Annotated in this window: 18 protein-coding genes and 2 tRNA genes; 11 read left to right on the plus strand and 9 right to left on the minus strand. The window is 68.7% G+C overall.

The annotated features are described in order from the left end of the window. Positions 1–4 precede the first annotated feature (4 nt). Entirely contained in the window at positions 5–823 is an 819-nt protein-coding gene (locus tag K254_RS0111790) for an electron transfer flavoprotein subunit beta/FixA family protein (protein ID WP_026555535.1), read from the minus strand. Positions 824–1016: 193 nt separating this feature from the next. Here K254_RS0111790 and K254_RS23015 point away from each other — a divergent pair, with 193 nt between their 5' ends. Together K254_RS23015 and K254_RS0111800 are read left to right on the plus strand one after the other, a co-directional pair. Beyond that, positions 1017–1841 carry an ABC transporter ATP-binding protein gene (locus K254_RS23015; protein ID WP_081710030.1) on the plus strand — a complete coding sequence of 275 codons (825 nt, stop codon included), beginning with the start codon at positions 1017–1019 and terminating at the stop codon, positions 1839–1841. Next, on the plus strand, positions 1838–3184 hold the full coding sequence (locus tag K254_RS0111800; RefSeq protein WP_051389092.1) for an FtsX-like permease family protein: 1347 nt from the start codon (positions 1838–1840) through the stop codon (positions 3182–3184). Before K254_RS23015 ends, K254_RS0111800 begins: the two co-directional genes overlap by 4 nt. A gap of 101 nt (positions 3185–3285) precedes the next feature. Here the strand turns inward: K254_RS0111800 and K254_RS23020 are convergent, their stop codons facing one another. Further along, positions 3286–5145, minus strand: a complete 1860-nt coding sequence (locus tag K254_RS23020; RefSeq protein ID WP_231391823.1) for a S1C family serine protease — start codon at positions 5143–5145, stop codon at positions 3286–3288. 211 nt (positions 5146–5356) lie between these two features. On the opposite strand from K254_RS23020, the gene K254_RS0111810 reads away from it, so the two are divergent. Both K254_RS0111810 and K254_RS0111815 read left to right on the plus strand, forming a co-directional pair. Further along, positions 5357–7393, plus strand: coding sequence for a TPM domain-containing protein (locus K254_RS0111810; protein ID WP_026555537.1), 2037 nt, complete (start codon positions 5357–5359; stop codon positions 7391–7393). A 150-nt stretch (positions 7394–7543) separates the two neighbouring features. Continuing rightward, complete coding sequence (locus tag K254_RS0111815) at positions 7544–8341, plus strand: PspA/IM30 family protein (protein WP_026555538.1); 798 nt, start codon at positions 7544–7546, stop codon at positions 8339–8341. 78 nt (positions 8342–8419) lie between these two features. Here K254_RS0111815 and abc-f read toward each other — a convergent pair whose 3' ends face one another. Continuing rightward, positions 8420–10057, minus strand: a complete 1638-nt coding sequence (gene abc-f, locus K254_RS0111820; protein WP_026555539.1) for a ribosomal protection-like ABC-F family protein — start codon at positions 10055–10057, stop codon at positions 8420–8422. Positions 10058–10148: 91 nt separating this feature from the next. On the opposite strand from abc-f, the gene K254_RS0111825 reads away from it, so the two are divergent. From K254_RS0111825 to K254_RS0111845, 5 genes are all read left to right on the plus strand, one after another. Continuing rightward, positions 10149–11312 (plus strand): PQQ-dependent sugar dehydrogenase, encoded by a 1164-nt coding sequence (locus tag K254_RS0111825; RefSeq protein ID WP_196810912.1) that lies wholly within the window; start codon positions 10149–10151, stop codon positions 11310–11312. Positions 11313–11448: 136 nt separating this feature from the next. After that, positions 11449–11859 carry a TOBE domain-containing protein gene (locus K254_RS0111830; protein ID WP_026555541.1) on the plus strand — a complete coding sequence of 137 codons (411 nt, stop codon included), beginning with the start codon at positions 11449–11451 and terminating at the stop codon, positions 11857–11859. Continuing rightward, positions 11856–12668: a molybdate ABC transporter substrate-binding protein gene (gene modA, locus K254_RS0111835; protein ID WP_035749258.1), complete on the plus strand. Its 813-nt coding sequence runs from the start codon at positions 11856–11858 to the stop codon at positions 12666–12668. Before K254_RS0111830 ends, modA begins: the two co-directional genes overlap by 4 nt. After that, positions 12646–13497 carry an ABC transporter permease gene (locus K254_RS23025; protein ID WP_035749260.1) on the plus strand — a complete coding sequence of 284 codons (852 nt, stop codon included), beginning with the start codon at positions 12646–12648 and terminating at the stop codon, positions 13495–13497. Before modA ends, K254_RS23025 begins: the two co-directional genes overlap by 23 nt. Then, entirely contained in the window at positions 13494–14540 is a 1047-nt protein-coding gene (locus K254_RS0111845; protein ID WP_026555543.1) for a sulfate/molybdate ABC transporter ATP-binding protein, read from the plus strand. The genes K254_RS23025 and K254_RS0111845 overlap by 4 nt, the downstream gene beginning before the upstream one ends. Before the next feature lie 93 nt (positions 14541–14633). Here the strand turns inward: K254_RS0111845 and K254_RS0111850 are convergent. Next, positions 14634–14710: transfer RNA gene (locus K254_RS0111850), tRNA-Met, on the minus strand. Positions 14711–14817: 107 nt separating this feature from the next. Between K254_RS0111850 and K254_RS23030 the strand changes: the two genes are divergently transcribed. Together K254_RS23030 and K254_RS0111860 are read left to right on the plus strand one after the other, a co-directional pair. Further along, on the plus strand, positions 14818–15999 hold the full coding sequence (locus tag K254_RS23030) for an AI-2E family transporter (RefSeq protein ID WP_196810913.1): 1182 nt from the start codon (positions 14818–14820) through the stop codon (positions 15997–15999). Continuing rightward, positions 15996–16973, plus strand: a complete 978-nt coding sequence (locus tag K254_RS0111860) for a hypothetical protein (protein ID WP_026555544.1) — start codon at positions 15996–15998, stop codon at positions 16971–16973. The genes K254_RS23030 and K254_RS0111860 overlap by 4 nt, the downstream gene beginning before the upstream one ends. A gap of 4 nt (positions 16974–16977) precedes the next feature. Here the strand turns inward: K254_RS0111860 and cls are convergent, their stop codons facing one another. The 5 genes from cls to K254_RS0111895 form a co-directional block, all read right to left on the minus strand. After that, on the minus strand, positions 16978–18429 hold the full coding sequence (gene cls, locus K254_RS0111865) for a cardiolipin synthase (RefSeq protein ID WP_051389094.1): 1452 nt from the start codon (positions 18427–18429) through the stop codon (positions 16978–16980). Between the two features lie 85 nt (positions 18430–18514). Continuing rightward, positions 18515–18829 carry an SHOCT domain-containing protein gene (locus K254_RS0111875; protein WP_026555546.1) on the minus strand — a complete coding sequence of 105 codons (315 nt, stop codon included), beginning with the start codon at positions 18827–18829 and terminating at the stop codon, positions 18515–18517. Between the two features lie 444 nt (positions 18830–19273). After that, the gene (locus K254_RS0111885; protein ID WP_026555547.1) at positions 19274–19651 is read right to left on the minus strand and encodes an SHOCT domain-containing protein; all 378 of its coding nucleotides are present in this window, start codon (positions 19649–19651) and stop codon (positions 19274–19276) included. A gap of 467 nt (positions 19652–20118) precedes the next feature. Then, positions 20119–20195: transfer RNA gene (locus K254_RS0111890), tRNA-Met, on the minus strand. 134 nt (positions 20196–20329) lie between these two features. Then, positions 20330–23296 carry a UPF0182 family membrane protein gene (locus tag K254_RS0111895; protein ID WP_026555548.1) on the minus strand — a complete coding sequence of 989 codons (2967 nt, stop codon included), beginning with the start codon at positions 23294–23296 and terminating at the stop codon, positions 20330–20332. Positions 23297–23478: the final 182 nt, after the last annotated feature.

The following is a 23478-nucleotide window of genomic DNA, read 5'->3' on the forward strand; positions in this document are numbered from 1 at the left end:
TCGCTTAGAGGAGCTTCTGGGCGGCGAGGAAATCCACCAGCTGGATTCCGGCGTCGCCGCTGTCCGTGATGATGGTTCCGGCCGGGCGGTGTTCACGGGCCTCGGCGGCCTTGACCACCGTCAGCGAGCCCTCGTGGCCCACACTGGCGGGCTCGACGCCGATCTCGGCCAGGGTCAGCGCCGTGACTGTCTTCTTCTTCGCGGCCATGATGCCCTTGAAATTGGGGTAGCGCGGCGAGTTGGCCTGGTCCGTCACGGAGACGACGGCCGGCAGCGTGGCCTGGATGGTCTCGGCGTAGATGTCGCCGTCGCGCCGGGCGGTGGCCACATGTGCCTCGCCGCTGGAATCCACCTCCAGCGAGGAGGCGAAGGTGATCTGCGGCAGGCCCAGGCGGGCGGCCAGCTGGGCGGGCACCAGGGAGGTTTCGCCGTCGGTGGAGGCCATGCCTGTCAGCACCAGATCGACGCCACCCAGGTGGCGGACGACGGCGGCGAGGGCCAGGGAGGTGGCGGCGGCGTCGGAGCCGGCGAGCGCCTCATCGCTGAGGTGCACGCCCTCGGTGGCGCCGATCTGCAGAGCCTTCTTCACGGCGGCGACGGCGGAGGCCGGTCCCATGGTGATGGCCGTGACCTTGTTGCCGGCCGCTTCCCCGCCGCGGGCCTCGGACAGTGCCAGGGCAGCCTCGATGGCGTACTCATCCAGTTCGGAGAGGATGGATTCCGCCCGCTCCAAGGTATTGCCGGCTCCCGTGAGGTGCCGGTCGAACTGCGCGTCCGGTACATATTTGACCAGTACCGCGATGTTCAGTGCCGTGTTTTCCACTGTTGCCCTTCGTCCTGCGTGGTTCTTGAGCGCATACCCCTCGAGCTTAGTAGCTTGGGGCCGTGGGCACCCAGCCCGTTTGTCGCCGCGTTACAGGCCCTGGCTGGATCTCCACCTGCGGGATGAGCCGACCCGGGCAATCTCCTGCCCCGGCCCGATGCCTGGGTGCCGGGCCGCCGGGCAGGCTGGAACCATGACAATCCCGATTCTGCGCGCCCGCAACCTGTCCAAGAGCTACGGCCCCAGCACCGCCCTGGCCGGGGTGGACCTGGACATTGCCCCCGGCGACTCGGTGGCCATCATGGGGGCCTCGGGTTCGGGCAAGACCACCCTGCTGCACATTCTGGCCGGGATCATCCGGCCCGACGCCGGCACCGTCACCTATGCGGGGCCCTCGGGTCCGGTGGAGGTGGGCTCGCTGGGCGAGGGTGCGCGGTCCCGGCTGCGGCGCGGGGAATTTGGCTTTGTCTTCCAGGCCGGACTGCTGGTTCCCGAGCTCACCGCCGTGGAGAATGTGGCGCTGGCGCTGATGATCAAAGGCACCCCGCGCAAGGCGGCGGAGCCGGTGGCGGCCCAGTGGCTGGCCGCTCTGGGGCTGGCGGGGATGGAGCACCGCCGCATTGGCGAGCTCTCCGGCGGGCAGGCCCAGCGGGTGGCGATCGCCCGGGCACAGGTGGGCGGGGCCAGCGTGGTGTTTGCCGATGAGCCCACCGGAGCCCTGGATTCGCAGACATCCGCCGAGGTCATGACGGCATTGCTGGGCGCAACCAGTGGCCGGGGCCGCACCCTGGTGCTGGTCACCCACGATGAGAGTGTGGCAGCCCGCTGCGGGCGCACCATCCACCTGCACGACGGCGCCCTGCTGAACGCGGGCTCGTGGGAGCCCCGCACCCTGACCACGTCGGTTCCGGCCGTGCCGGCCGCCCCTCCTCCGGCGGCGGCACAGCAGCCGGAGCAGCGTTTTGTCCAGCGGGCAGTGCTGCAGCCGGCGTGGGATCCGATGGGCGGCGCGCGATGACCCGTATTCCCGTCCCGCTGCGGCTCCTGCGCCTGCTGTGGCGCCCGGGAGCCGGCAGCACCGCCCTGGTGGCTCTGCCGGTGGCCGCCTTTGCCCTGGTCACGGCGCTGGTGCTTGTGGTCCTGGCCGGCGCCATGACCTTCTACACCGCTCCCCCGGCCGAGGACGGATCCACCGGCCTCTACCAGGTTCTTGCCTCCCTGGCGCTGGCGCTGATGCTTGTCCCGCTGGCCACCCTGGGAAGTTCCGCGGCCCGGCTGTCGGCCCGCCGCCGCGACGAACGGCTCTCCACACTGCGCCTGCTCGGGGCAACGCCCGGCCAGGTGGGCGCACTGGCCGTGCTTGAATCCACGCTGCTGGCCGCGGCCGGCGCCGTCGCCGGAGTGGTGCTCTACGCCGCTGCCGTCCCCGCCGTGGCGCTGCTGCATTTCCGCGGTGCTGTGCTGGGACTGGATGCCCTCTGGCTCAGCCCCCTTGCCGTGTTCGCCACGGTGGCCGGCGTCGCCCTGTTGGCCGCGGCCAGCGCCGCCGCCGGATTGCGGCGGGTGGTGCTGACCCCACTGGGCGTGCGGACCCGGCAGCAGCCGGCCGGCGCCCATTGGCTCCGGCTGGCCCTCGGCACTGCCGCAGTGCTGGGCATCGTCCTGGCACTGAGCCTGCTCGGCTCCCTCGGCTCCTTCCTGGCCATTGCCGCCGTCGCCGCCGGGGCCTTTGCCGCCGGACTCGCGGTGCTCAACCTGCTGGGGCCGTTCGCCCTCAAGGCCGTGGCCGGCCGAAATCTGCGCCGTGCCGCCACGCCGGAGCGCCTGTTGGCGGCCCGCACGGTGCTGGAATCCCCCAAGGAGGCCTGGCGGCAGGTCAGCGGACTCGCCATGGCCAGCTTTGTCGCGGTGGTGGCCGGCACCGGGCTGGCCCTGATGGACAGTGCCGCGTCCTCCGGCACAGATGACGTGCTGGTGGCCGACATCCGCACCGGCGTCGTCATCACGGTGGTGGCGTCCTTCCTGATGGTCGCGTGCTCGGCCGGGGTCAACCAGGCCGCGGCCGTGCTGGACCGGGCTGGCCTCTACACCAGCCTGGACCGCCTCGGCATGCCCGTGGCCGCCATGGACGCCGCCCGCCGCCGGGCGGTGATGTCCCCCGTGCGGACGGTGTCCATCGGCTCGGCCGTGGTGGGCGCCGTCGTCGTCTTCCCGCTGACGGGCATCGCCCTGGTCGTCTCGCCGCTGTCCCTGGCCACGATTGCCGCGGTGCTGGCCGGCGGCATCGGGCTGGTGTGGACCGGGCTGAGGGCGACGACGCCGGTGCTGGTCCGGGTGCTCGCCGCCGGGCACCGGAGCTGAACGGCGTCCCGCCGACGCCCACCAATGCCGCAGGGGCGGCCCCATTTCCGGGGCCGCCCCTGCGGCATCTCATGCTGGGCGCCCATGCCCGGGATGTTTGATCAGCTCGTGGCCGAGCCCAGCGTGACGTCGACGGTCTGGGTCTTGCCGTCGCGGATGAACGTCACCTTCACCGTGGCGCCGCCGGCCTGCTCGCGGACGGCCGCCGTGAGCTCGGAGGCGTCGGCGATGGTGCGGTTCGCGAGACCGGTGATGATGTCGCCCTTCTTCAGCCCCGCGGCTGCAGCCGGGGTGCCGGAGTCAACGGTGGCCAGCACGGCGCCGTTGGAGAAGGCGTTGGAATTGCCGTTGGCCGCGGCGGCCTGGACGCTGACGCCCAGCTGGCCGTGGGTGGCCTTGCCGTTGGCGATCACTTCCTGGGCAATCCGCTTGGCGGTGTCGATCGGAATGGAGAAGCCGACGCCGATGTTGCCCGACTGGTCCGTGGAGGACGAGGACCCGGCGGAGGCGATCGCCACGTTGACGCCGATGACTTCACCATTCAGGTTCACCAGTGCACCGCCGGAGTTGCCAGGGTTGATCGCGGCATCGGTCTGGATCACATTCAGGTTGACGGTGCCCTTGGCGGCGTTCGAGGAGCCGTTGGAGCCGTTCGGCGGGGCAAAGTTGAAGCCATTGCCGCCCTGGTCGCCGTTGCTGCCGGAGTCGGTGCCGGAGTCCGGCACGGCCGAGGAGGCCACCTGGATGGTGCGGTTCGCAGTCGAGACAATGCCATCTGTGACGGTCCCGCTCAGACCCAGCGGGGCGCCGATGGCCAGCACAGTGTCACCGACGTTGGTCTTGGAGGAGTCCCCCAGGGTGGCGGGGACCAGGTCAGGCGCATCGATCTTCACGACGGCCAGGTCCGAGAGCGGGTCGGTGCCCACGATGGTTCCCTTGTAGACCTTGCCATTGGCCAACTGGACCTCGATGGCCGCATTGGCGGCGGCGCCGTCGAGCGTCACCACGTGGGTGTTGGTGAGGATGTGGCCGTCCGTGTCCAGGATGATGCCCGATCCCGTGCCGCCGGAGTTGCCGGAGGAGGCGGAGATGGTCACGACGCTGGGCGAGGCCTTGGCGGCCGCCGCCGTCACGGCGTTGACGGAGTCCTTGTTGTTCACGATCACTGGGGAGCTCAGGGGCTGCTGGGCTGAGGATGCGGAGGTGCGCTGGCCATCGAGCAGGTACATGGCTCCACCGCCCACGCCACCGCCCACCAGGGCCGCGGCGAGCACTGTGGCAATGAGTGCTCCAGTGCCGATCCGCTTCTTGCTGGGTGCGTTCACGGCCGCCGGCAGGGCGCCCTGGTAGGGGTAGGCGGCCGTGTGCTGCTGCTCCTGCGCCGGGGCGGCGTGGGCGCCGTGCCCGGACTGGGCGTACTGGGCGTCTTGTCCCTGATAGGGGTGCCCCGGCTGCTGCGGCGCGTACTGGCCGTACTGCGGCCGGGGCGCGGCCGGCTCCTGCTGGGCCACCGGCGTCGTCACCGGTGCGGCGAACGGCGCGGAGGCGCTGATGGACTCCTCCACCGGCTGCTGTGCGGCGGCAGTGGTGTCGACCTGCGGCTGGGCAGTGGTGGGGACGTACGACGGCGGGGTGGGAACCTCGGGCGTGGTGCCGGCAGCAGCGGCCTCGTGGCGCTGGTTCCACCACTCGTGCAGCGGCAGCGTCGAGTTGGTGGGCGCTGCGATCGGCTCGGTCGGGTTGGACACCGTTTCGTTGGAGACCGTGGGGTTGGCGACGGTGGGGTTGGCGACGGTCTCGTTGGAGACCATCCCGCCGGCCTCGGCCGTAGCCGCGGCGGCCTGCCCGGAAGCCTCGGGCGCTGCATACCCTGCGGCGTCGCTCTGGTTCAGCCGGGCAGTGTCGTTCTCACGGGGTTCCTGCTCGTAGTCGCCAGCGCCGGGGTGGTTGTTCGCCGTCATTGGTCTTCCTTCCTCTGTGCCTTGTCATCGCTCTTGCTCTTACATCCATGATGGGGGCTGTCACTGGGACATTTACGAACGTTCACTGGAAGGTTGCTGTGAACGCCCCTCCGCCACCAACCTTTCGCTGGCGGCAGAGTGTTGCTCATGGACGCTTGTGGTGCACAACCCTAGAATCAGAGCACGCGAATCGACCAATGAAGGGTACTCCATGCGGTCCAAGTTCTCACTGTTCCCCCGTCTGCTGGCGGTGGCGGGAATCGCCCTGCTGGCCCTGCTGCCCGCTGCCGCAGCGAATGCGGAGCCTCCGGTGACCATCCCCGCAGGAACCTACGTGGTGGACAAAGCCAACGCGCTGGGCTCCAAAACCCAGGACGTGAAGGACGCCATTGCCAAGCTCAGCAAGGACCATGGGTTCACCCTGTTTGTGGTCTACGTGGACTCCTTCGACGGCATGGACCGCGATGTCTGGGCCAAGGCAGTGGTGGCGTCCAAGAACATGGGCCGGACCGAGGCCCTGCTGGCCGTGGCCACCAAGGACCGCCAGTACAGCTTCCAGGGTGGGAGCGCCCTGACCGCTGCGCAAGGCAACAACATCTCCCAGAACGCGATCAAGCCCCAGCTTGCGCAGAGCAACTGGGCCCAGGCTGCCATTGACGGCGCCGCGGCCATCGGCGATGCCGCAGGAGGCGGCACCGGAACGGTTCCCGACGCCACCGGCGGACTGGTGGCCCTGGGCATCGGCGGCGCCGTCGTCGCTGGAGGCGTCGGCACCGTGCTGGTGATGCGCAGCCGGCGCCGGAGGAAGGCGCAGGCCGACACCGAGGCCGGCTTCGGCCCCGGCGGGGAGAAGCTGGATCCGCTGGCCGGCGTCAGCATCCCGGAGCTGCGCACCCGCGCGGGATCCCTGTTGATTGCCGCCGACGACGCCATCAAGTCCTCCGAACAGGAGATCGGCTTTGCCCAGGCCTCCTACGGTGACGAGGCCGTGAAGCCGTTCCAAAAGGCGCTGGAAGAGGCCAAGGGGCATCTGAACGAATCCTTCAAGCTCCAGCAGCAGCTCGACGACGCCATCCCCGACACCATCGAAGAGCAGCGGGCCTGGTACGGCGAAATCATCAGGCGCTCCGAGGCGGCCAACGAAGCGCTGGCGCATGAGAAGAGCAACTTCGATTCCCTGCGGGAGTTGGAGAAGAATGCTCCGCAGGCCCTGGCCGCCGTCGCCGACGGTGCCGCCGCGGCAGCCACCCGCGTGGCGGACGCCCAGACCACTCTGACCACGCTCTCGGGCCGCTATGCCGACAGCGCACTGGCCCCCATCTCGGACAACATCACCCAGGCCACGGAGCGGCTGGAGTTTGTCCGCACCGCCTCGGCCCAGGCCCAGGACCGGATCGGAGCCCAGGACACACCCCAGGCCGCCGTCGCGGTGCGCGCCGCCGAGGAAAGCCTGTACCAGGCCAACCTGCTGCTGGACGCCATCGCCAAGGTGGCCCACGATCTGGACGAGGCCAACGGAAACCTGCGGGCCGCCGTCGCCGATACGACGGGCGATCTGGCCCAGGCCAAGTCCCTCGCCGCCACGGCAGGCTACGAGAAGTTCGCCCCGACCGTCGCCTCCGCCCAGGCCATCCTGGACCAGGCCAACGCGGCCATCGCCGGCGGCAAGCTGGATCCCATTGCCACGCTGGACCAGGTGGAGCGCGCCCACGGTGCGCTGGATGAGATGCTCAGCGGCATCCGCGACCAGCAGCAGCAGGCGGCCCGGGCGCAGGCCGCCCTCTCCCAGGCGCTGTCGACGGCCCAGGCGCAGATTTCGGCCACCTCAGATTTCATCGCGGCCCGCCGCGGCGGCGTCGGCTCCGAGGCGCGCACCCGCATCGCCGAGGCCCAGCGCAATCTGGACTATGCCCTCTCCATCGCCTCCTCGGACCCGGTCTCGGCGCTGGCCTACGCGCAGCAGGCCAACGCCCTGGCCCAGCAGGCGGCCCAGTACGCACAAAATGATGTCTCCGGTTTCGGCGGTGGAAGCGGCGGCTTCGGCGGCCGCGGCGGTGGCGGCGGCGGTCTGGGCGGCGGCTTCGGCGGCGCCGTACTGGGCGGCATCCTCGGCGGCATGCTCTCCGGCGGCGGTGGCCACAACAGCAGCTGGGGCGGTGGCGGCTTCGGCGGCTGGAGCGACGGCGGCGGCGGCTTTGGCGGCGGCGGAGGAGGCGGCGGATTCGGCGGCGACGGCGGCAACTTCTAGCCCCGCAGCACCGGTCCGACACGAGGCCCATTGCTAGCCAAGTCAGGCGATGTTTGGCAAGCTACCCACAGAAGTACCAGCCGGCGCTCCCAGCTTGGGGCGGGACAGGTTGGGCGGTACCCATCATGCAGTTGAACGAAAGGTAGAACCATGGCAAAGCAGTCCATCTTCGGCCGTATTGCACAGTTGGCCAAGGCCAACATCAATGCGCTGCTGGATCAGGCCGAGGACCCGCAGAAGATGCTTGACCAGATGGTCCGGGACTACACCAACAACATTGCCGAGGCTGAGTCGGCCGTGGCCCAGACCATCGGCAATCTGCGGATGCTCGAGGACGACTACAACCAGGACGTCAAGACTGCTTCCGACTGGGGCAACAAGGCCCTGGCAGCCAGCCGCAAGGCCGATGAATTCCGTGCCGCGGGCAATGCCGCCGACGCCACCAAGTTCGACAACCTGGCCAAGGTGGCCCTGCAGCGCCAGATCACCTCGGAGAACGAGGCCAAGACCGCCGAGCCGAACATTGCCGCCCAGACCGATGTGGTGGAGAAGCTCAAGCAGGGTCTGAACCAGATGAAGGGCAAGCTGGGCGAGCTTTCCGCCAAGCGCAATGAACTCATTGCCCGCTCCAAGACGGCCGAGGCCCAGTCCCAGGTCCACGACGCCATCAAGAGCATCGACATCCTGGACCCCACCAGCGAGGTCAGCCGTTTCGAGGAGAAGATCCGCCGCGAAGAGGCCAAGGTCCGCGGCCAGAACGAGCTGGCAGCCTCCAGCCTCGACGCCCAGTTCAACAGCCTGGAGGATCTGGGCGAGCAGACCGAGGTGGAGGCCCGGCTGGCTGCACTGAAGGCCGGCAGCACTCCGGCCCCGGCCGCGATCTCGACGGGACCCTCGGCCGGTGCCGGCACCCCCAAGGTCAACGAGGCGGACTTCGACATCCTCTAGCCTTTAAACCTCGTTGAGGTGTGAGGTGATGCCCTTTAGAGACGCTCTAAAGGGCATCACCTCACACCTCAACCTGCGTTAAAGGACCGAGACGGTGCCGTCCTCCACGCGCCAGCGGGCGTCCAGGCGGACGTTCTCCAGCAGGCGGCGGTCGTGCGTGACCAGCAGCAGCGCGCCGTCGTAGCTTTCCAGCGCCTCCTCAAGCTGCTCGATGGCCGGCAGGTCCAGGTGGTTGGTGGGCTCATCGAGCACCAGCAGGTTCACCCCGCGGGCCTGCAGCAGGGCCAGCCCCGCACGGGTCCGCTCCCCCGGCGACAGGGCGGCAACGGTGCTGTTGACCTGGTCCGCCTTCAGCCCAAACTTGGCCAGCAGGGTGCGCACCTCGGCGCTGGCCATTTCCGGAACACAGTCCTCAAAGGCATCGCCCAGCGGCTTGTCCGGTGCCAGCTGGCCGCGGGCCTGGTCGATCTCCCCCACCGCAACGTTGGCACCAAGGGCGCAGCCGCCGTCGTCGGGCAGGTCCCGGCCCAGCAGCAGGCGCAGCAGCGTGGTCTTGCCGGCGCCGTTGGGGCCGGTGATGCCGATCCGCTCACCGGCATTGACCTGCAGGGACACCGGGCCGAGGGTGAACTCCCCGCGCCGGGCCGTGGCCGCATTCAGGGTGGCCACCACGGAGCTGGAGCGCGGGGCGGCGCCAATGCTGAACTGCAGCGCCCACTCCTTGCGCGGCTCCACCACCTCATCCAGCCGGGCAATCCGCGATTCCATCTGGCGCACCTTCTGGGCCTGCTTCTCGGAGGACTCGCTGCTGGCCCGGCGCCGGATCTTGTCGTTGTCCGGGTTCTTCTTCATCGCATTGCGCACGCCCTGGGAGCTCCACTCGCGCTGCGTCCGGGCCCGGGACACCAGATCCGCCTTCTTGTCGGCGAACTCGTCGTAGGCCTCGCGGGCATGCCGGCGGGCGACGGCGCGCTCGGCCAGGAAGGCGTCATAGCCGCCGTCGTACACGGCCACCTGGTTCTGGGCCAGATCCAGCTCCACGATGGTGGTCACGCAGCGCGCCAGGAACTCGCGGTCGTGGGAGACCAGCACGACGCCGCCGCGCAGGCCCTGGACAAACTGCTCCAACCGGTCCAGTCCGGCCAGATCCAGATCATTGGTGGGCTCATCCAGCAGGACGATGTCGAAGCGGCTCAGCAACAGCGCCGCCAATGCCGCGCGCGCCACCTGGCCGCCGGAGAGGCCCGTCATCTCGGCGTCGGCGTCCAGCTCCAGGCCCAGTTCGGCCAGGGTGGCGGGGATGCGCTCCTCCAGATCCGCGGCACCGCAGGCCAGCCAGTGGTCCAGCGCCGTGCCGTAGATGTCGGCGGACTCGGTGGTGCCGTCCGCCAGCGCCTCGGCGGCAGCCTCCATTGCCTCCGTCGCGGCGGTGCAGCCGGTGCGCCGGGCGATGTAGCCGCCCAGCGTTTCCCCCGCAACGCGCTCGTGCTCCTGCGGCAGCCACCCGATGAAGGCATCCTGCGGGGCGGTGGAGACGGTGCCGGCTTGCGGCTTGTCGACGCCGGCCAGCAGGCGCAGCAGCGTGGACTTGCCGGCGCCGTTCGCGCCGACGACGCCAACGACGTCGCCGGGGGCCACGGTGAAGCTCAGATTGGAAAAGAGGGTGCGGTGGGCGTGGCCGCCCGCAAGGTCCTTGGCCACGAGTGTTGCAGTCATGGCTCCAGTTTAGTGATCCGGCGGCCCCCGCCCCGCCCGCGTACTCTCCCGGGCCGTGGACGGCGCCGGCCGCCGGGCATAGGCTCGCACCATGATGGCCGCACGGACCCGCGATCCGAGGAGGTGGCTGGCTGCGGCAGGGGCCGCACTGCTGCTGGCCGCCTGCACGCCCGGCCCCGGGCCCGCGCCCAGCACCCCGCCGCCGCCGTCGCCGTCAACGGCCTCAACGGCTACGCCCCCGGCGGGAATCCCAACGAGGACCACCGCCGTCGACATCACCACGGACCTCGACGCGCCCTGGTCCATGGCCGCCCTGCCCGATGGGACGGTGCTCGTCAGCGAGCGCGACAGCGCCCGGATCCTGGAGCTGCTGCCCTCCGGCGGAACGCGCGTGGCGGCCACCGTTCCCGGTGTGGACCCCGGCGGCGAGGGCGGGCTGCTGGGGCTGGCGGTCAACAACGGCTGTGGAACATCAGGAACCGACGGCTGCCTGTTCCTCTATGCCTACTTCACCTCCGCCGCTGACAACAGGATTGTGCGGATGCCGGTGGCCGGCGGTCCCGGCTCCTATTCACTCGGGACGCCCGAGGAGATCTTGACCGGCATCGCCAAGGCCGGCAACCACAATGGCGGACGCATCGCCTTTGGCCCGGACGGCAACCTCTACGCCACCAGCGGCGACGCCGGGAACCGTGCATCGGCGCAGGACCGGGGCTCGTTGAACGGCAAGATCCTCCGGCTCACCCCCGAAGGCCGCATCCCGGCGGACAACCCGTTCCCCGGCAGCCCTGTCTACTCCCTCGGGCACCGCAACCCGCAGGGGCTTGCCTGGGATGGGGCGGGCCGGCTCTGGGCGGCGGAGTTTGGGCAGAACGCCTGGGACGAACTCAACGTCATCACCCCCGGCGCCAACTACGGGTGGCCGGTAGTGGAGGGCATGGGCGGCGGTGCGGAGTTCACCGACCCGGTGCTCGTCTGGCCCACCGCCGATGCCAGCCCCAGCGGCATCGCCGTCGTCGGAAACACCCTGTACATGGCGGCCCTGCGCGGCGAGCGCCTCTGGGTGGTGCCGCTGGATGGCGGCGGCGCCTCGGATCCGCATGCCGTGCTCGCCGGGCAGTACGGCCGGCTCCGCGATGCATGGGCGGCCCCGGACGGGACGCTCTGGCTGCTGACCAACAACACCGACGGCCGCGGCACCCCCACCCCGGGCGACGACAGAATCGTCTCCATCCCCTTCACCCTCCTCCCCTGACCCAACTAGGTGACAGCTATGTCACGTTCCAGGCCCGAGAACGTGCGATAACTGTCACCTAGTTGGGCCGGGCTGCGGGCCGTGAGTCCGGCGTAATCTACGCATTTAATCCGCAGATGCGGGTAGATTGTGCCTCATGCCACTTATCCGCGTTTCCGAAGCCGCCAATCTCCTGGGCGTCAGCGACGACACCATCCGCCGCTGGATCGAGGCCGGGACCCTTGCCGGGTCCAAGGACTCCTCCGGCCGCCTGGTGGTGGACGGGCTGGACCTTGCCACCCAGGCCAGGCGCCTCGCCAGCACTCCGGAGGATCCGACCGGCGGCCGCAGCTCGGCCCGCAACAGGTTCACCGGACTGGTCACTGCCATCAAGGCCGATACCGTGATGGCGCAGGTCGAGATGCAGTGCGGCCCCTTCCGCGTGGTCTCGCTGATGAGCAGCGAGGCCGTCCGCGAGCTGGGTCTGGAACCCGGATCCGTGGCCACCGCCGTGGTCAAGGCCACCACAGTCATTGTTGAAACCGGACCCACAGGGAGCCAAGCATGATCACGAAGACAACCACCCTTCTGGCAACCGCTGTACTGGCGGCCGGCGCGCTGGCCGGCTGCGGCGCAGGCACGCCGTCGGCGGGCTCTACGACGACGGCAGCGGCCAGCACGAGCGCCTCGACACCCGCCCTGTCCGGCACCCTGACGGTGTTCGCCGCCGCTTCGCTGAAGGCCACGTTCACCGAGCTGGCCAAGGAATTCGAGGCGCAGCACCCCGGCACCAAGATCCAGCTGAGTTTTGCGGGCTCCTCGGATCTGGTCACGCAGATCACCGCCGGCGCTCCGGCGGATGTCTTTGCCTCCGCGGATACGAAGAACATGGCCAAGCTGGCCGATGCCTCGCTGCTGGACGGGGCGGCCGTCAACTTTGCGTCCAACCGGCTCACCATCGCGGTGCCGCCGTCGAACCCGGCGAACATCGCCGGATTGTCCGATCTGGCGCGCGACGGCGTGAAGGTGGTCGTGTGCGCACCCCAGGTGCCCTGCGGCGCCGCCGCAGTGACGGCGGAGAAGGCCGCCGGCGTGTCCATCACCCCTGTCAGCGAGGAATCCTCCGTGACGGATGTGCTGGGCAAGGTGGTCTCCGGCGAGGCCGACGCCGGCCTGGTCTATGTCACGGACGTCAAGGGTGCAGCGGGCAAGGTCACGGGCATCCCCTTCGATGCCGCCGACAAGGCCGTCACCACCTACCCGATCGCCACCGTGGCCGCCAGCAAGAACAAGGAACTGGCCGCCGCCTTCACAGCGCTGGTGTCCGGCGACGCCGGCCGGAAGGTCCTTAGTGATGCGGGCTTTGGCGCACCGTAGCCGTCCGGCCGCGTACACCGCCGTCCCGGCGTGGATTGTGGTGCCCGCGGCGATCGGTGCCGCGTTCATCCTGCTGCCGCTGCTGGCCATGGCCCTGCGGGTCGATTGGCCGCGCTTCGGCGCCCTGGTCACCTCGGAGTCCTCGCTCGCCGCACTGGGCCTGAGCCTGCGCACCTCCGCGGCCAGCACCGTGCTGTGCATCCTGCTGGGTGTTCCGCTGGCCCTGGTGCTGGCGCGGGGGCGCTTTGCCGGCCAACGGCTGCTGCGCGCCCTCGTGCTGCTGCCCCTGGTCCTCCCTCCGGTGGTGGGCGGCATCGCGCTGCTGTACACCTTCGGCCGCCAAGGGCTGCTGGGCCAGGTGCTCACGGTGGCCGGCATCCAGATCGCGTTCTCCACCACCGCCGTCGTGCTGGCCCAGACCTTTGTGGCGCTCCCCTTCCTGGTGCTCAGCCTGGAGGGGACCCTGCGCACCGCGGGAACCAGCTACGAGGCGGTGGCGGCCACGCTCGGCGCCCGCCCCTCCACCGTGCTGCGCCGGGTGACGATCCCCCTGGTGCTGCCCGGGCTGGCCTCCGGGGCGGTGCTGGCCTTCGCCCGCAGCCTGGGCGAATTCGGCGCCACGCTGACCTTCGCGGGCAGCCTGCAGGGCACCACCCGCACCCTGCCGTTGGAGATCTATCTGCAGCGGGAAACCGACCCCGATGCCGCCGTCGCACTCTCGCTGGTGCTGGTGGCCGTGGCCGTCATCGTGGTGGCGTCCACCTACCGCCGTCCGCCCGGCGAAACGGCCGCGCCCAGGGAACCCGCACCGGAAGGCGCCCGGCCATGACCTTCACCTTCGAGGCCACGGTGGCAGCCCGCGGTTTTGACGTATCCCTGGCCCTGGCACCGGGCCAGACCGTGGCCGTGCTGGGTGCCAACGGCGCCGGGAAGTCCACCCTGCTCGCGGCGATCGCCGGACTGCTCCGCCCCGAGGCAGGCAGCTCGCAGCTGGGCGGCACGGTGTTGTTCGACGCCGCGGCCGGCACCTGGGTGCCTCCGCATCTGCGCGGCACGGTGCTGCTCGCCCAGGAGCCCCGGCTCTTCCCCCACCTGAGTGTGCTGGACAATGTGGCGTTCGGCCCGCTGGCGGCGGGGGCATCGCGGCGGCATGCACGGGAGACCGCCAGACACTGGCTTGCCGAGGTGGAGGCTTCGGCGTTGGCCGGACGGCGCCCCGGGGAGCTCTCCGGCGGCCAGGCCCAGCGCGTGGCGATAGCCCGCGCCCTGGCGGCCAATCCGGAGCTGCTGCTGCTGGATGAGCCATTGTCCGCCCTGGACGTCCACGCCGCGGCCCTGCTGCGCCGGCTGCTGACCCGTGTCCTTGCCGGACGCCGCGCCATCATCGTCACCCACAGCGTGCTGGATGCGCTGATGCTCTCCGACGCCGTGGTGGTGCTCGACGGCGGCAGGGTGGCCGAGGCCGGCCCCACCCGGGAGGTCCTGGCCCGCCCGCGCAGCCGCTTCGCCGCGGGGCTTGCCGGGCTCAACCTGCTGCACGGGACGCTGGGGCCGGACGGCCTGTCCACCGCCGGCGGACAGCTGGTGGCGGGTCGGTTTGAAGGCGCCGACGGCGTTCCGGCGGGTCCGGGCGCGGCCGTGTTCCCGCCGTCGTCCGTTTCCGTGTTCCTGGCGGCTCCGCATGGCAGCCCCCGCAACACCTTTGCCGGCGTGGTGACGGAGCTTGAGCCGCACGGCGACCAGATCCGGGTCCGGGCCGGGGACCTCTCCGCGTTCATCACGCCCGCCGCGGCTGCCGATCTTGCGCTGGCGCCCGGCGTGGAGGTCTTCCTGGTGGTCAAGGCCGCCGAGGTGGCGATCTTCCCGGTGTAGGCCCGGATGTCGGCCCCGGCCTGCACCGGGCATTAAACACCACAGGCCCCGTCCGGTTTCCCGGTCGGGGCCTGCTGTGTGACGCACTGTCAGTGGTTGCGGGGACAGGATTTGAACCTGTGACCTCTGGGTTATGAGCCCAGCGAGCTACCGAACTGCTCCACCCCGCGTCGCATCCCCAACACTACATGTCTTCGTCCCCAGAACCTATTCGAGGCCTCCGGTGGGTAGGATCGGAGCATTAGAGCCGTCTGTGGGGACCGGATCGAGGGGCATCATGGGCACAATCAATCCAGGCCAGCCAACAGGTGGCAGCCAACCAGCTTCGCCGCCACTGTTCCGCGGCGGCGCGGGAGGACTTCTGGTGCCGCTGGCCGCGGCCATCATTGTCCTTTTCGGCGTCAACAGGCTCTCGGGCATCATCGGCCCGCTCTTTCTGGCGCTGGTGCTGACCATCTGCGTCCATCCGCTGAAGGCAAAGCTGCAGCGCAGGGGCATCCCCCCGGTTGCCGCCACGGCCCTTCTGGTGCTGACCATCTACGGCATCCTGGTGGGCCTCGTCGCCGCCATCTGGGTCTCGCTGGTCCAGTTCGTCGCCCTGGTCCCGCAGTTCGAACCACAGCTCACAGCACTGCGCGCCGACGTGAGGCAGATGATGCTGTCCCTGGGCGTCGGCTCCGACCAGATCGCACTCGTGGTCCAGGCCCTGGACTTCAATGCCCTCATCGGCGCCGCCTACACCGTGGTGGGCGGCGTGCTGAACATCGGCTCCGGGCTGCTGCTGTTGCTCCTGCTGCTGTACTTCATGGGCATCGACGCCATGTACTTCCCCCGGATCCTCTCGGTGGTCGGCCGGAACCGTCCGCATCTGGTTGACGCGCTGGGCCAATTTGCCCGGCTCACGCGTGGGTTCATGGGCATGACGTGCGTCTTCGGCTTCATCGTGGCCGTGCTGAATGGCATCCTGCTGACGATTGTCGGCGTGCCCGGGGCCTTCCTGTGGGCCCTGCTGTCCTTTGTCACGGGCTTCATCCCGTTCATCGGCTACTGGATCAGCATGGTCCCCGCTGCCGTCATGGCGCTGCTGGCCGGCGGCTGGCCCGCACTGATCGTCGTCCTGGTCTTCTACAGCGTCATCAACACGGCCATCCAATCCATCCTGCAGCCGCGCTTTGTGGGCAACTCCGTCAACCTCAACATGACGTTGACCTTTCTGTCCGTGGTCTTCTGGACCACCGTGCTGGGCATCCTGGGCTCGCTGCTGGCCATCCCGTTGACCCTGCTGGTGCGGGCCTTCCTGGTGGACGCCTTCCCGTCGTCCCACTGGCTCCAACCGGTGCTCGGCGACGTCCGCCAGGCCAGGGAGATGGAAAAGGCGGACTACAGCCGGTCCAAGGCCCGGCGCAGGGCGGCCAAGGCCGGCATCCCGATCGGACCCGGCTCCCCGGACGGCCCATGAGCACCCGCGCCCGCTGGGCCGGCGCCGTCGGACTGGCCATTCTCGCCGCGCTGCTGGCCGTGGGCACCCTCTGCGCCTCCTACGTCCACTCCCTGGCCTCCGACACCGAGGCCTATACAGCCGTCGCGGCCCCGCTGGCCTCGGACCCCGCCATCCAGCAGGAAATCTCCACGCAGCTCACCCGGCAGATCCTCGACGCCGTCGACGTCCAGGCCCTCTCCGCGCAGAGCGTGGCCGCAGTGATCGGCGAGGACTCCCGGCTGGCACCGTTGGCGGGCATCCTGGCGCCGCTGCTGGCCGACCGCGCCGAACGGCTGGTGGAATCCACTGTGTCGTCGGTGGTGTCATCGGACCGCTTTGCCGGGCTCTGGGCGGCCGCCAACCGGGCCGGGCACGGCCTCTTTGTCCAGGCCATGACGCCGGGCGGCGCGGTGGATGTTGACCGGGCCGGGACCGTGGACATCTCCACCGGACCGCTCATTGCCGCGGTCAAGGAAAACCTGATGGGCCGCGATGCGGCCCTGGCCCAGCGCATCCCTGTTCTGGAGCGGACCATCACGGTGGCCCGGCTCCCGGCGCTGGGGCAGGTCCGCAGCGTCGTGGGGCTGGTGGACTCGCTGGCGGCTGTGCTGCCGTGGCTCTGGGCCGCAGCGGCGGTTGGCGCCGTCGTTCTGGCTCCGCGCGGACGACGGCGGCAGGCCGGGATGGCGCTGGGGCTCGCCCTGGCCGCGGCCCTGGCCGCCCTGTACCTGGTTGTCGGATTGGCCCGTGGCGCCTACCTGGCGGCCGACGGCCCCATCTCGGCCGGGGCGGCCGAAGCCGTCCTGGACGCCGTGCTGGCGCCTCTGGGAAACCTCATTTGGCTGGCCTTCGCGGCGGGGCTGGCCACGGCGGTCGCCTGTTGGCTCGCCGGCGCGGCCCGGGCAAGCCACCGAACGGCGCCCGGCGCTGCCGCCGACGCGCACACCACGTAGGAGCTTATTGCAGGGAGGATGTGAGCCGGGCGAGGTTGTCGCTGATCTGCTGCCCGAGCGGCCGCTGAAGCCAATCCTGAAGTTCCAACTCGATGCTGTTGGCCCGGTAGCCGTCCTCGATCCCGCGCAGGGCCGTGACGAAGCCCCCGCCGTGGATCAACGCCGAGACCTCCATGTTGAGTGAGAAGGAGCGGATGTCCATATTGCTCGACCCCACCACCGCGACGTCGTCGTCGATGGTGAAATGCTTCGAATGGAGCACAGCGGGCGCCTTGTAGAGGTGGATCTTCACCCCGGCCCGCAGCAGCGCCTCATAGTAGGAACGCTGCGCGTGGTAGACCATGGCCTGGTCGCCGATCTCGGAGACAAACAGCTCCACCTCCAACCCGCGGCCGGCGGCAATGATGATGGCCAGCAGGGTGGATTCCTCCGGCACAAAGTACGGGCTGGTGATGCTGACGCGGCGCTCCGCCTTGTGGATCAATGAGGTGAAGAGCTTGAGGTTGTTGTCGTTCTCAAAGCTCGGCCCGCTGGGCAGGATCTGGACATCCAGGTGCGAATCGATGGAACCCAGCACCACATCGCTCGTGTCCAGGGGCAGCAGCTCCTCGGTTTCGCTGAACCAGTCCGTGACAAAGACGGCGTCCAGCTCGCGCACGGCGGGCCCCTCGAGGCGGATCATCAGCTCATGCCAGTGCAGGCCGCGCTTGATGTTCTTGGGCTTGTTGTAGCTGGAATCGACCAGGTTCTGCGATCCGGTGAAGCCCACCCGGCCGTCCACGGTGAGCAGCTTGCGGTGGTTGCGCAGGTCCGGGCGCTGCCACTGTCCGTGCCACGGCCGTAGCGGCAGCATCGGGTGCCACTGCACGCCCGCAGACTCCAGGGCGGCCAGGGTTTCCTTCCGGCCCGGATTCATCACGCTGGCCAGGTGGTCGAAGAGGACCCGGACCACCACGCCGCGGGCCTGCGCCCGGGCCAGCGCGTCAAAGAACGGTGCGGTGGTCCAGTCGTGGACGAAGATGTAGAACTCCACATTCACGGTGTGCTCCGCGGCGTCGATCCCCCGCACCATGGCGTCAAGGGAGCCTTGGTAGTGGGGCAGCAGCTCGACGGCGTTGCCACCGACCATGGGCAGGGCGCCGAGAGTCGTGTTCAGCCGCACCGCCGACGCGAGCCAGGACGGCCAGTCCTCTGAATGGCTGCGCTGGTCCAGCCCGCGGGTCCGCGCCAGAATGAGCTCGTTGACCCGGCGCTGTTTCTCGCGACGATGCCGGGGCAGGCGGTTGTTGCCCAGCAGGAAGAACACCAGCGCCCCCAGATAGGGGATGAAGACGATCGCCAGCAGCCAGGCGATCGCCGTTGATGGACGCCTGTTGGCGGAAATGACGATGATGGCCGTGGTTCCCAGCAGCGCGTGCGCGGCCAGGAGCAGCAGGGCCGCTGTGTCGATGTCTATGTCGGAGACCGCTTCTCTTGGGCAGGGCTGAAGGGTGTTTCGGCTTCCGCGTTGAATGCTAGAGCGGCGGAGGCCCCCTGCGGCACTAGTTGTTGATGATGGTGGACTTCAACTGGGCAAATTCCGCCTCGGTCAACGCGCCATTCTCGTACAGCGCGGCCAACCGCTCCAGCCTGGCCAGAATGTCCTCGGTGGGTGCCGCCGTGGGGAGGGGCGCCGCAGCGGGGACTGCCGGCGCGGCGGCCGCCTGCGTTGCTGCCGCCTGTGCCGCTGCAGCCTGCTGCTCGGCGGCGCGGGCGTTGACGGCGTTGCTGGCCGCCGTTGCTGTTCCGGCGACGACGGCGGTGCGGGCGGCCGTGCCCAGCAGGGACGGGCGGTTTCTTCTTCTGCCAAATGCCATGTCGTGCACTCCTTGTGGTGGGTTCAGACTCGATGCAGGGCCCGGCGGGTCAGCCGATGGGTCAGAAACCCGAGGCCAATCCGGCCAGCAGCGGGGCACCGCAGCCCGTGGCACCCTTGGAGCGCCTGGAATCATCGGTGTCCGTTTTCATTGTCCCGGCAATGTCGAGCTGTGCCCATGGAACATCGGCACCAGATTCGTTCAGAAACACGACGATGGTGGCGGTGCCGGCGTGAAGCCGGCGGGGACGAAGTTTGTTCGGTGCGCGGCTCGTATGGCAGCAGATGCGGCAAAGGGCGCCGTGGGAGCACCAGTCAGGAGCGGAACAACGTGGCGCTGGATTGTGTCCCGCGGTGTTCTTCCTCCGGCACCGGGTGTCCCCCGGTGCCGTCGTCCTGCGTAGTGCTGCCCATGGCGCCCCTCCCGGCCCATCCGGCGTTGGTGCTAGGCCAGCGCCTTGGCTTTCAGCGTGGCGTACTCCTCCGCGGTGATGGTTCCCTCGTCCAGCAGGTTCTTCGCGGCGCTGATCTGCTCCGCCGGGCTCAGCGGCCGGGCCACCTCGCGGATGTAGGTTTCAGCATCGCGCTGCGCGGCCTTGGCAGCCTCGGCAGCCCGCTGGGCCATGCCCCCGCCGCGGACGATCAGGTAGACCAGCGCGGTGATGATGGGTGCCACCAGCAGGAAGAAGATCCAGATGGCCTTGACCCACCCCTTCTGCGTGTGGTCGCGGAACAGATCCCCAATGATTTGGAACAGCAGAATCAGATAGGAAAGGAAAAGGAAGAAGACAACAATCGACCACAGTGTTTCCCAGAAATTCACGGCAATACCCCTCAATAATATGCGTGTGATGCCCGGTGGACTCGAAAGCAATAACCGCCGCCGGGCCGTAATGCAGCGCCGCTAATGGCGCTCCGTGGGATCATCCTATGCACAAAAACAGCCCGCAGCGACAAGGACAACGTCCTACATCCAGGGTGGTTCTGCGCCCCACCGCCCCAGATTCGGCCGCCGGCCATTGCTGCATTCATTGCAGCAATGGGAGCACCATTGCCGTTATCGAGGCCGCATGCTTCCGCCTTTGCCCAGAACAAGATTCCTGCCGACAAGGGGGTGTTTAGTGCAGCATTTTCCCATCATGGGGCCGAATTGCCCGTCGGCGGAGAATCTTTTGCCGGATTCGGCGGCAGAACAACGGCAGTCACCGCTGGATTCTTTGCAGAGGCGGGACAGGGTTTGGGCATGAAAAAAGGACCCTCCCGGTTTCCCGGTCGGGTCCTTCTTCTACGTGGTTGCGGGGACAGGATTTGAACCTGTGACCTCTGGGTTATGAGCCCAGCGAGCTACCGAACTGCTCCACCCCGCGGCGTGTTCTCTACTTTACCCGGCGTTCACCTTCGGGCCAAATCCGCAGCCTGTGAGCTCCGTCTCCCCCCATCTAGGTGACAGTTGCCGCACAAAAAACCGAAGTTTTTGTGCGGCAACTGTCACCTAGTTGGGCTACGGGGTGGCGGGGGCCGACGGCGTTGCGGTCGCGGTCGGCGTGGCCGCCCCCAGCTTGGCCTCGGCGGCCAGAGCGGCCTCGATGGCCGCGTTCAGCTTCGTCTGCGCTGCGCCGTAGGCGGCGAAGTCACCCTTGGCCAGCGCGGCCTGGCCGTCCTTGATGGCCTGGTTGGCGTCCTGGAGGGCCTGCGCCAGCTGGGCCTGCGCGCCCGGATCGGTGGTGCCTCCCGTGCCGCCGGTTCCCCCGGTGCCGCCCGTCCCACCGGTGCCGGGGTTCGTTCCGTCCTTGCTGGAGTCCCCAGCCTGCGCGCCGGAGTTGCCACCGAAGAGCTGGTCGAGTGCCTCATTCAGGGTCGCGGCGTAGCCGATCTTGTCACCGAAGGCCACCAGCACACGCTGCAGCGTGGGATAGGAGGCCGCGCCGGTGGACTTCACGTAGACCGGCTGGACGTACAGCAGACCCCCGCCCACGGGCAGCGTGAGCAGGTTGCCGTTGATCACCGAGGACTGGCCCAGCTTCAGCACGTTCAGCTGCTGGGACACCGTCGGATCGGAAATGAAGGTGTTCTGCACCTGCGCCGGACCGGGGACCTGCGTCTCCGGTGGCAGCGCCAACAGCCTCAGCTTGCCGTAGCCGGGGTCCTTCACGCCCTTGACATTGCCAGCGTCGGCGCTGGCGGCGAGGAACCCGTACATCACGTTGCGCGGCTCGGTGCCGGGCACCGCCTGCGGAATGAACGAGGACGTCAGCGAGAACGAGGTCTTGTCCTGGCCGGGCATCTGCAGCGAGAGGTAGTACGGGGGCTGCTTCACACCGGTGGTGGAGGTGGTGGGATCGTCCGGCACGCTCCACGCGTCGTTGTTCTTGTAGAAGTCGCCGGCGTTGTCCACGTGGTAGCGTCCCAGCAGCTCGCGCTGGACCTTGAACAGGTCCTCCGGGTAGCGCACGTGGCTCATGACGTCCCCGGACATTTCCGAGTACGGCTTGATGGTGGCCGGGAAGGCCTTCTGCCAGGCCTTTAGCAGCGGATCGGTGTCATCCCAGGCGTACAGGGTCACGGAGCCGTCGTAGGCATCCACCGTGGCCTTGACCGAGTTGCGGATGTAGTTCACCGAGCTGTTGGGCAGGGCGCCGGTGCCGCTCTTCTGCGTCAGCGAGTCGGTCGTGGCGGAGTCCAGCTGCTGCGGCTGCGAATACGGGTAGCTCGCACTGGTGGTGTAGCCGTCCACGATCCACTTCACGCGGCCGTCCACGAGCGTCGGGTACGGGTTGCCGTCGATGGTCAGGTACGGCGCCACCTTGGCAACGCGCTCCTCCGGCGTGCGGTCGTAGAGGATCTGCGACTTCTCGTTCACACCGTCGGTCAGCAACAGGTCCGAGGACTGGAACTTCAGCGCGTACAGGAGGCGGTTGAACCAGTTGCCCACGCTCGGCCCGGCATTGCCGGAGAAGGTGGTCTTGGTGTCGTCGCCGCCGGAGCTCTGCGGACGGTCCAGCTCCACGTGGTTGGCACCCTCCGGGGCGCCGACGATGGAGTAGTCCGAGGTGAACTGGCCGAAGTAGATGCGCGGCTGGTAGCTGGAATCGGTGCCCAGCACGCCGTTGGAGGGAACACCGGACTGCATGAAGACGGGCTTGCCGTCCACAGTGGCCGTGTTGCCGTAGGCAGCCACCACGCCATAGCCGTGCGTGTAGACCAGGTGCTTGTTGTACCAGGTCTGCTGGCCGGGGTTGATGCCATCCGGGTTCAGCTCGCGGACTGCGATGACAGTGTCCTGGACCTTGCCGTCGATCGTGTACCTGTCAACATTCAGCGTGGCCGGGAACTTGTAGTACGGGCGGTACTGTTCCAGGTTGGCGAAGGTGGAGGAGATCAGGTTCGGATCCAGCAGGCGGATGTTGGCCGCCGTCTCGGCGTCCTTGCGCAGCGCGCCGGCAGTCGCCGTCGTCGTCGCGCTGTATGGGATGACATCAATGTCGGAGAGCCCGTAGGCGTTGCGCGTCATGTCGATGTTGCGCTGGATGAACTGCGATTCCAGGTTGGCCTCGGAGGGCACCACCTGGAACTGCTGGACGGCCCAAGGGTAGATGCCGCCAGCCAGGATGGAGGTGATGACCAGCATCGCGGTGCCGATGATCGGCAGGCGCCAGCGGCCCACCACGGCGGCCACGATGAACATGACAGCCACAATGGCTGCGGCGACGGCCAGGATGGCCTTGGTGGGGATGACGGCGTTGACGTCGGTGAACATGGCGCCGGCGCGGTAGCCGGAGCTGTCCTGCAGCGTCGAGTAGCGGTCAAGCCAGAAGTTCGCGGCCAGCAGCACCAGGAAGACTGCACCCAGCACGGCCAGATGGATCTGCGCAGGGCGGGACGTGTACAGCCCCCGCTCGCTGACGCGGATGGCCCCGTAGAGGTAGTGGGTCAGCACCGCGGCAATGAAGGAAACGACGACGGCGCTGATCAGCAGCCCCGCCGCGAAGCCCAGGAACGGCAGCGTGTTCGTGTAGAAGCTGATGTCCAGGTTGAACTGCGGATCGGTCTGCCCGAAGGGTTCCTGGAAGAAGAACAGCAGCACCTTCTGCCACTGCGCTGCGGCGGCGGTCCCGGCAAAGAGGCCGAAGACGGCCGGAACACCGATCATGACGAGCTTGCGGACGGGCTCAAGCTGCGCCTGGTAGCGGTTGAGGTTGTCGGCAATCTCGCTGTCCGGAGCGTAGACCGGGCGGGCGCGGTAGGCCACCTTCAGCGAGGCGTAGACGGCGGCCGCCATGACCAGGAAGCCGGCCAGGAAGGTCAACCCCTTGGCCACGTTTTCCCGCCAGAACACGTCCAGGAAGCCCAGCTGGTTGTACCAGAGGACATCCGTGTAGACGTTGGCGAAGAAGACAAAGCCAATGACCAGCAGCGCCACCACTATCAAGGTGGGCAGCAATGCGCCGCGGCGGCGCCTGATGGGCATTGGTCGGTGCGGGGGCTCGGGACGGGAAGTCACTTAGATCCTCAACTCAAAGGTGTGGTGCTGTTGCGTGTGATGGTCGAAGCATGCCACAGCACGCCTCACTAGGAGCCACGAACGAGCCCGTGGCTAAGTTCCGCCATGAAGTGGATGAACCCCGGCACCGTTGGACCATGGCTGATCCT

Origin of the sequence: Arthrobacter sp. 35W, assembly GCF_000482545.1 — a bacterium.
Lineage (GTDB): Bacteria > Actinomycetota > Actinomycetes > Actinomycetales > Micrococcaceae > Specibacter.

Bases quoted from the DNA above. Each gene is read 5' to 3' on its own strand.
- K254_RS23025 (WP_035749260.1), top strand. From the start codon at position 12,646: ATGCGGGCTTTGGCGCACCGTAGCCGTCCGGCCGCGTACACCGCCGTC.
- K254_RS0111830 (WP_026555541.1), top strand. From the start codon at position 11,449: ATGCCACTTATCCGCGTTTCCGAAGCCGCCAATCTCCTGGGCGTCAGC.
- K254_RS0111860 (WP_026555544.1), top strand. From the start codon at position 15,996: ATGAGCACCCGCGCCCGCTGGGCCGGCGCCGTCGGACTGGCCATTCTC.
- K254_RS23030 (WP_196810913.1), top strand. From the start codon at position 14,818: ATGGGCACAATCAATCCAGGCCAGCCAACAGGTGGCAGCCAACCAGCT.
- abc-f (WP_026555539.1), bottom strand. From the start codon at position 10,057: ATGACTGCAACACTCGTGGCCAAGGACCTTGCGGGCGGCCACGCCCAC.
- K254_RS0111810 (WP_026555537.1), top strand. From the start codon at position 5,357: ATGCGGTCCAAGTTCTCACTGTTCCCCCGTCTGCTGGCGGTGGCGGGA.
- K254_RS0111895 (WP_026555548.1), bottom strand. From the start codon at position 23,296: ATGCCCATCAGGCGCCGCCGCGGCGCATTGCTGCCCACCTTGATAGTG.
- K254_RS0111825 (WP_196810912.1), top strand. From the start codon at position 10,149: ATGATGGCCGCACGGACCCGCGATCCGAGGAGGTGGCTGGCTGCGGCA.
- K254_RS23020 (WP_231391823.1), bottom strand. From the start codon at position 5,145: ATGACGGCGAACAACCACCCCGGCGCTGGCGACTACGAGCAGGAACCC.
- K254_RS0111800 (WP_051389092.1), top strand. From the start codon at position 1,838: ATGACCCGTATTCCCGTCCCGCTGCGGCTCCTGCGCCTGCTGTGGCGC.
- K254_RS0111845 (WP_026555543.1), top strand. From the start codon at position 13,494: ATGACCTTCACCTTCGAGGCCACGGTGGCAGCCCGCGGTTTTGACGTA.
- modA (WP_035749258.1), top strand. From the start codon at position 11,856: ATGATCACGAAGACAACCACCCTTCTGGCAACCGCTGTACTGGCGGCC.
- K254_RS0111875 (WP_026555546.1), bottom strand. From the start codon at position 18,829: ATGGCATTTGGCAGAAGAAGAAACCGCCCGTCCCTGCTGGGCACGGCC.
- K254_RS23015 (WP_081710030.1), top strand. From the start codon at position 1,017: ATGACAATCCCGATTCTGCGCGCCCGCAACCTGTCCAAGAGCTACGGC.
- K254_RS0111815 (WP_026555538.1), top strand. From the start codon at position 7,544: ATGGCAAAGCAGTCCATCTTCGGCCGTATTGCACAGTTGGCCAAGGCC.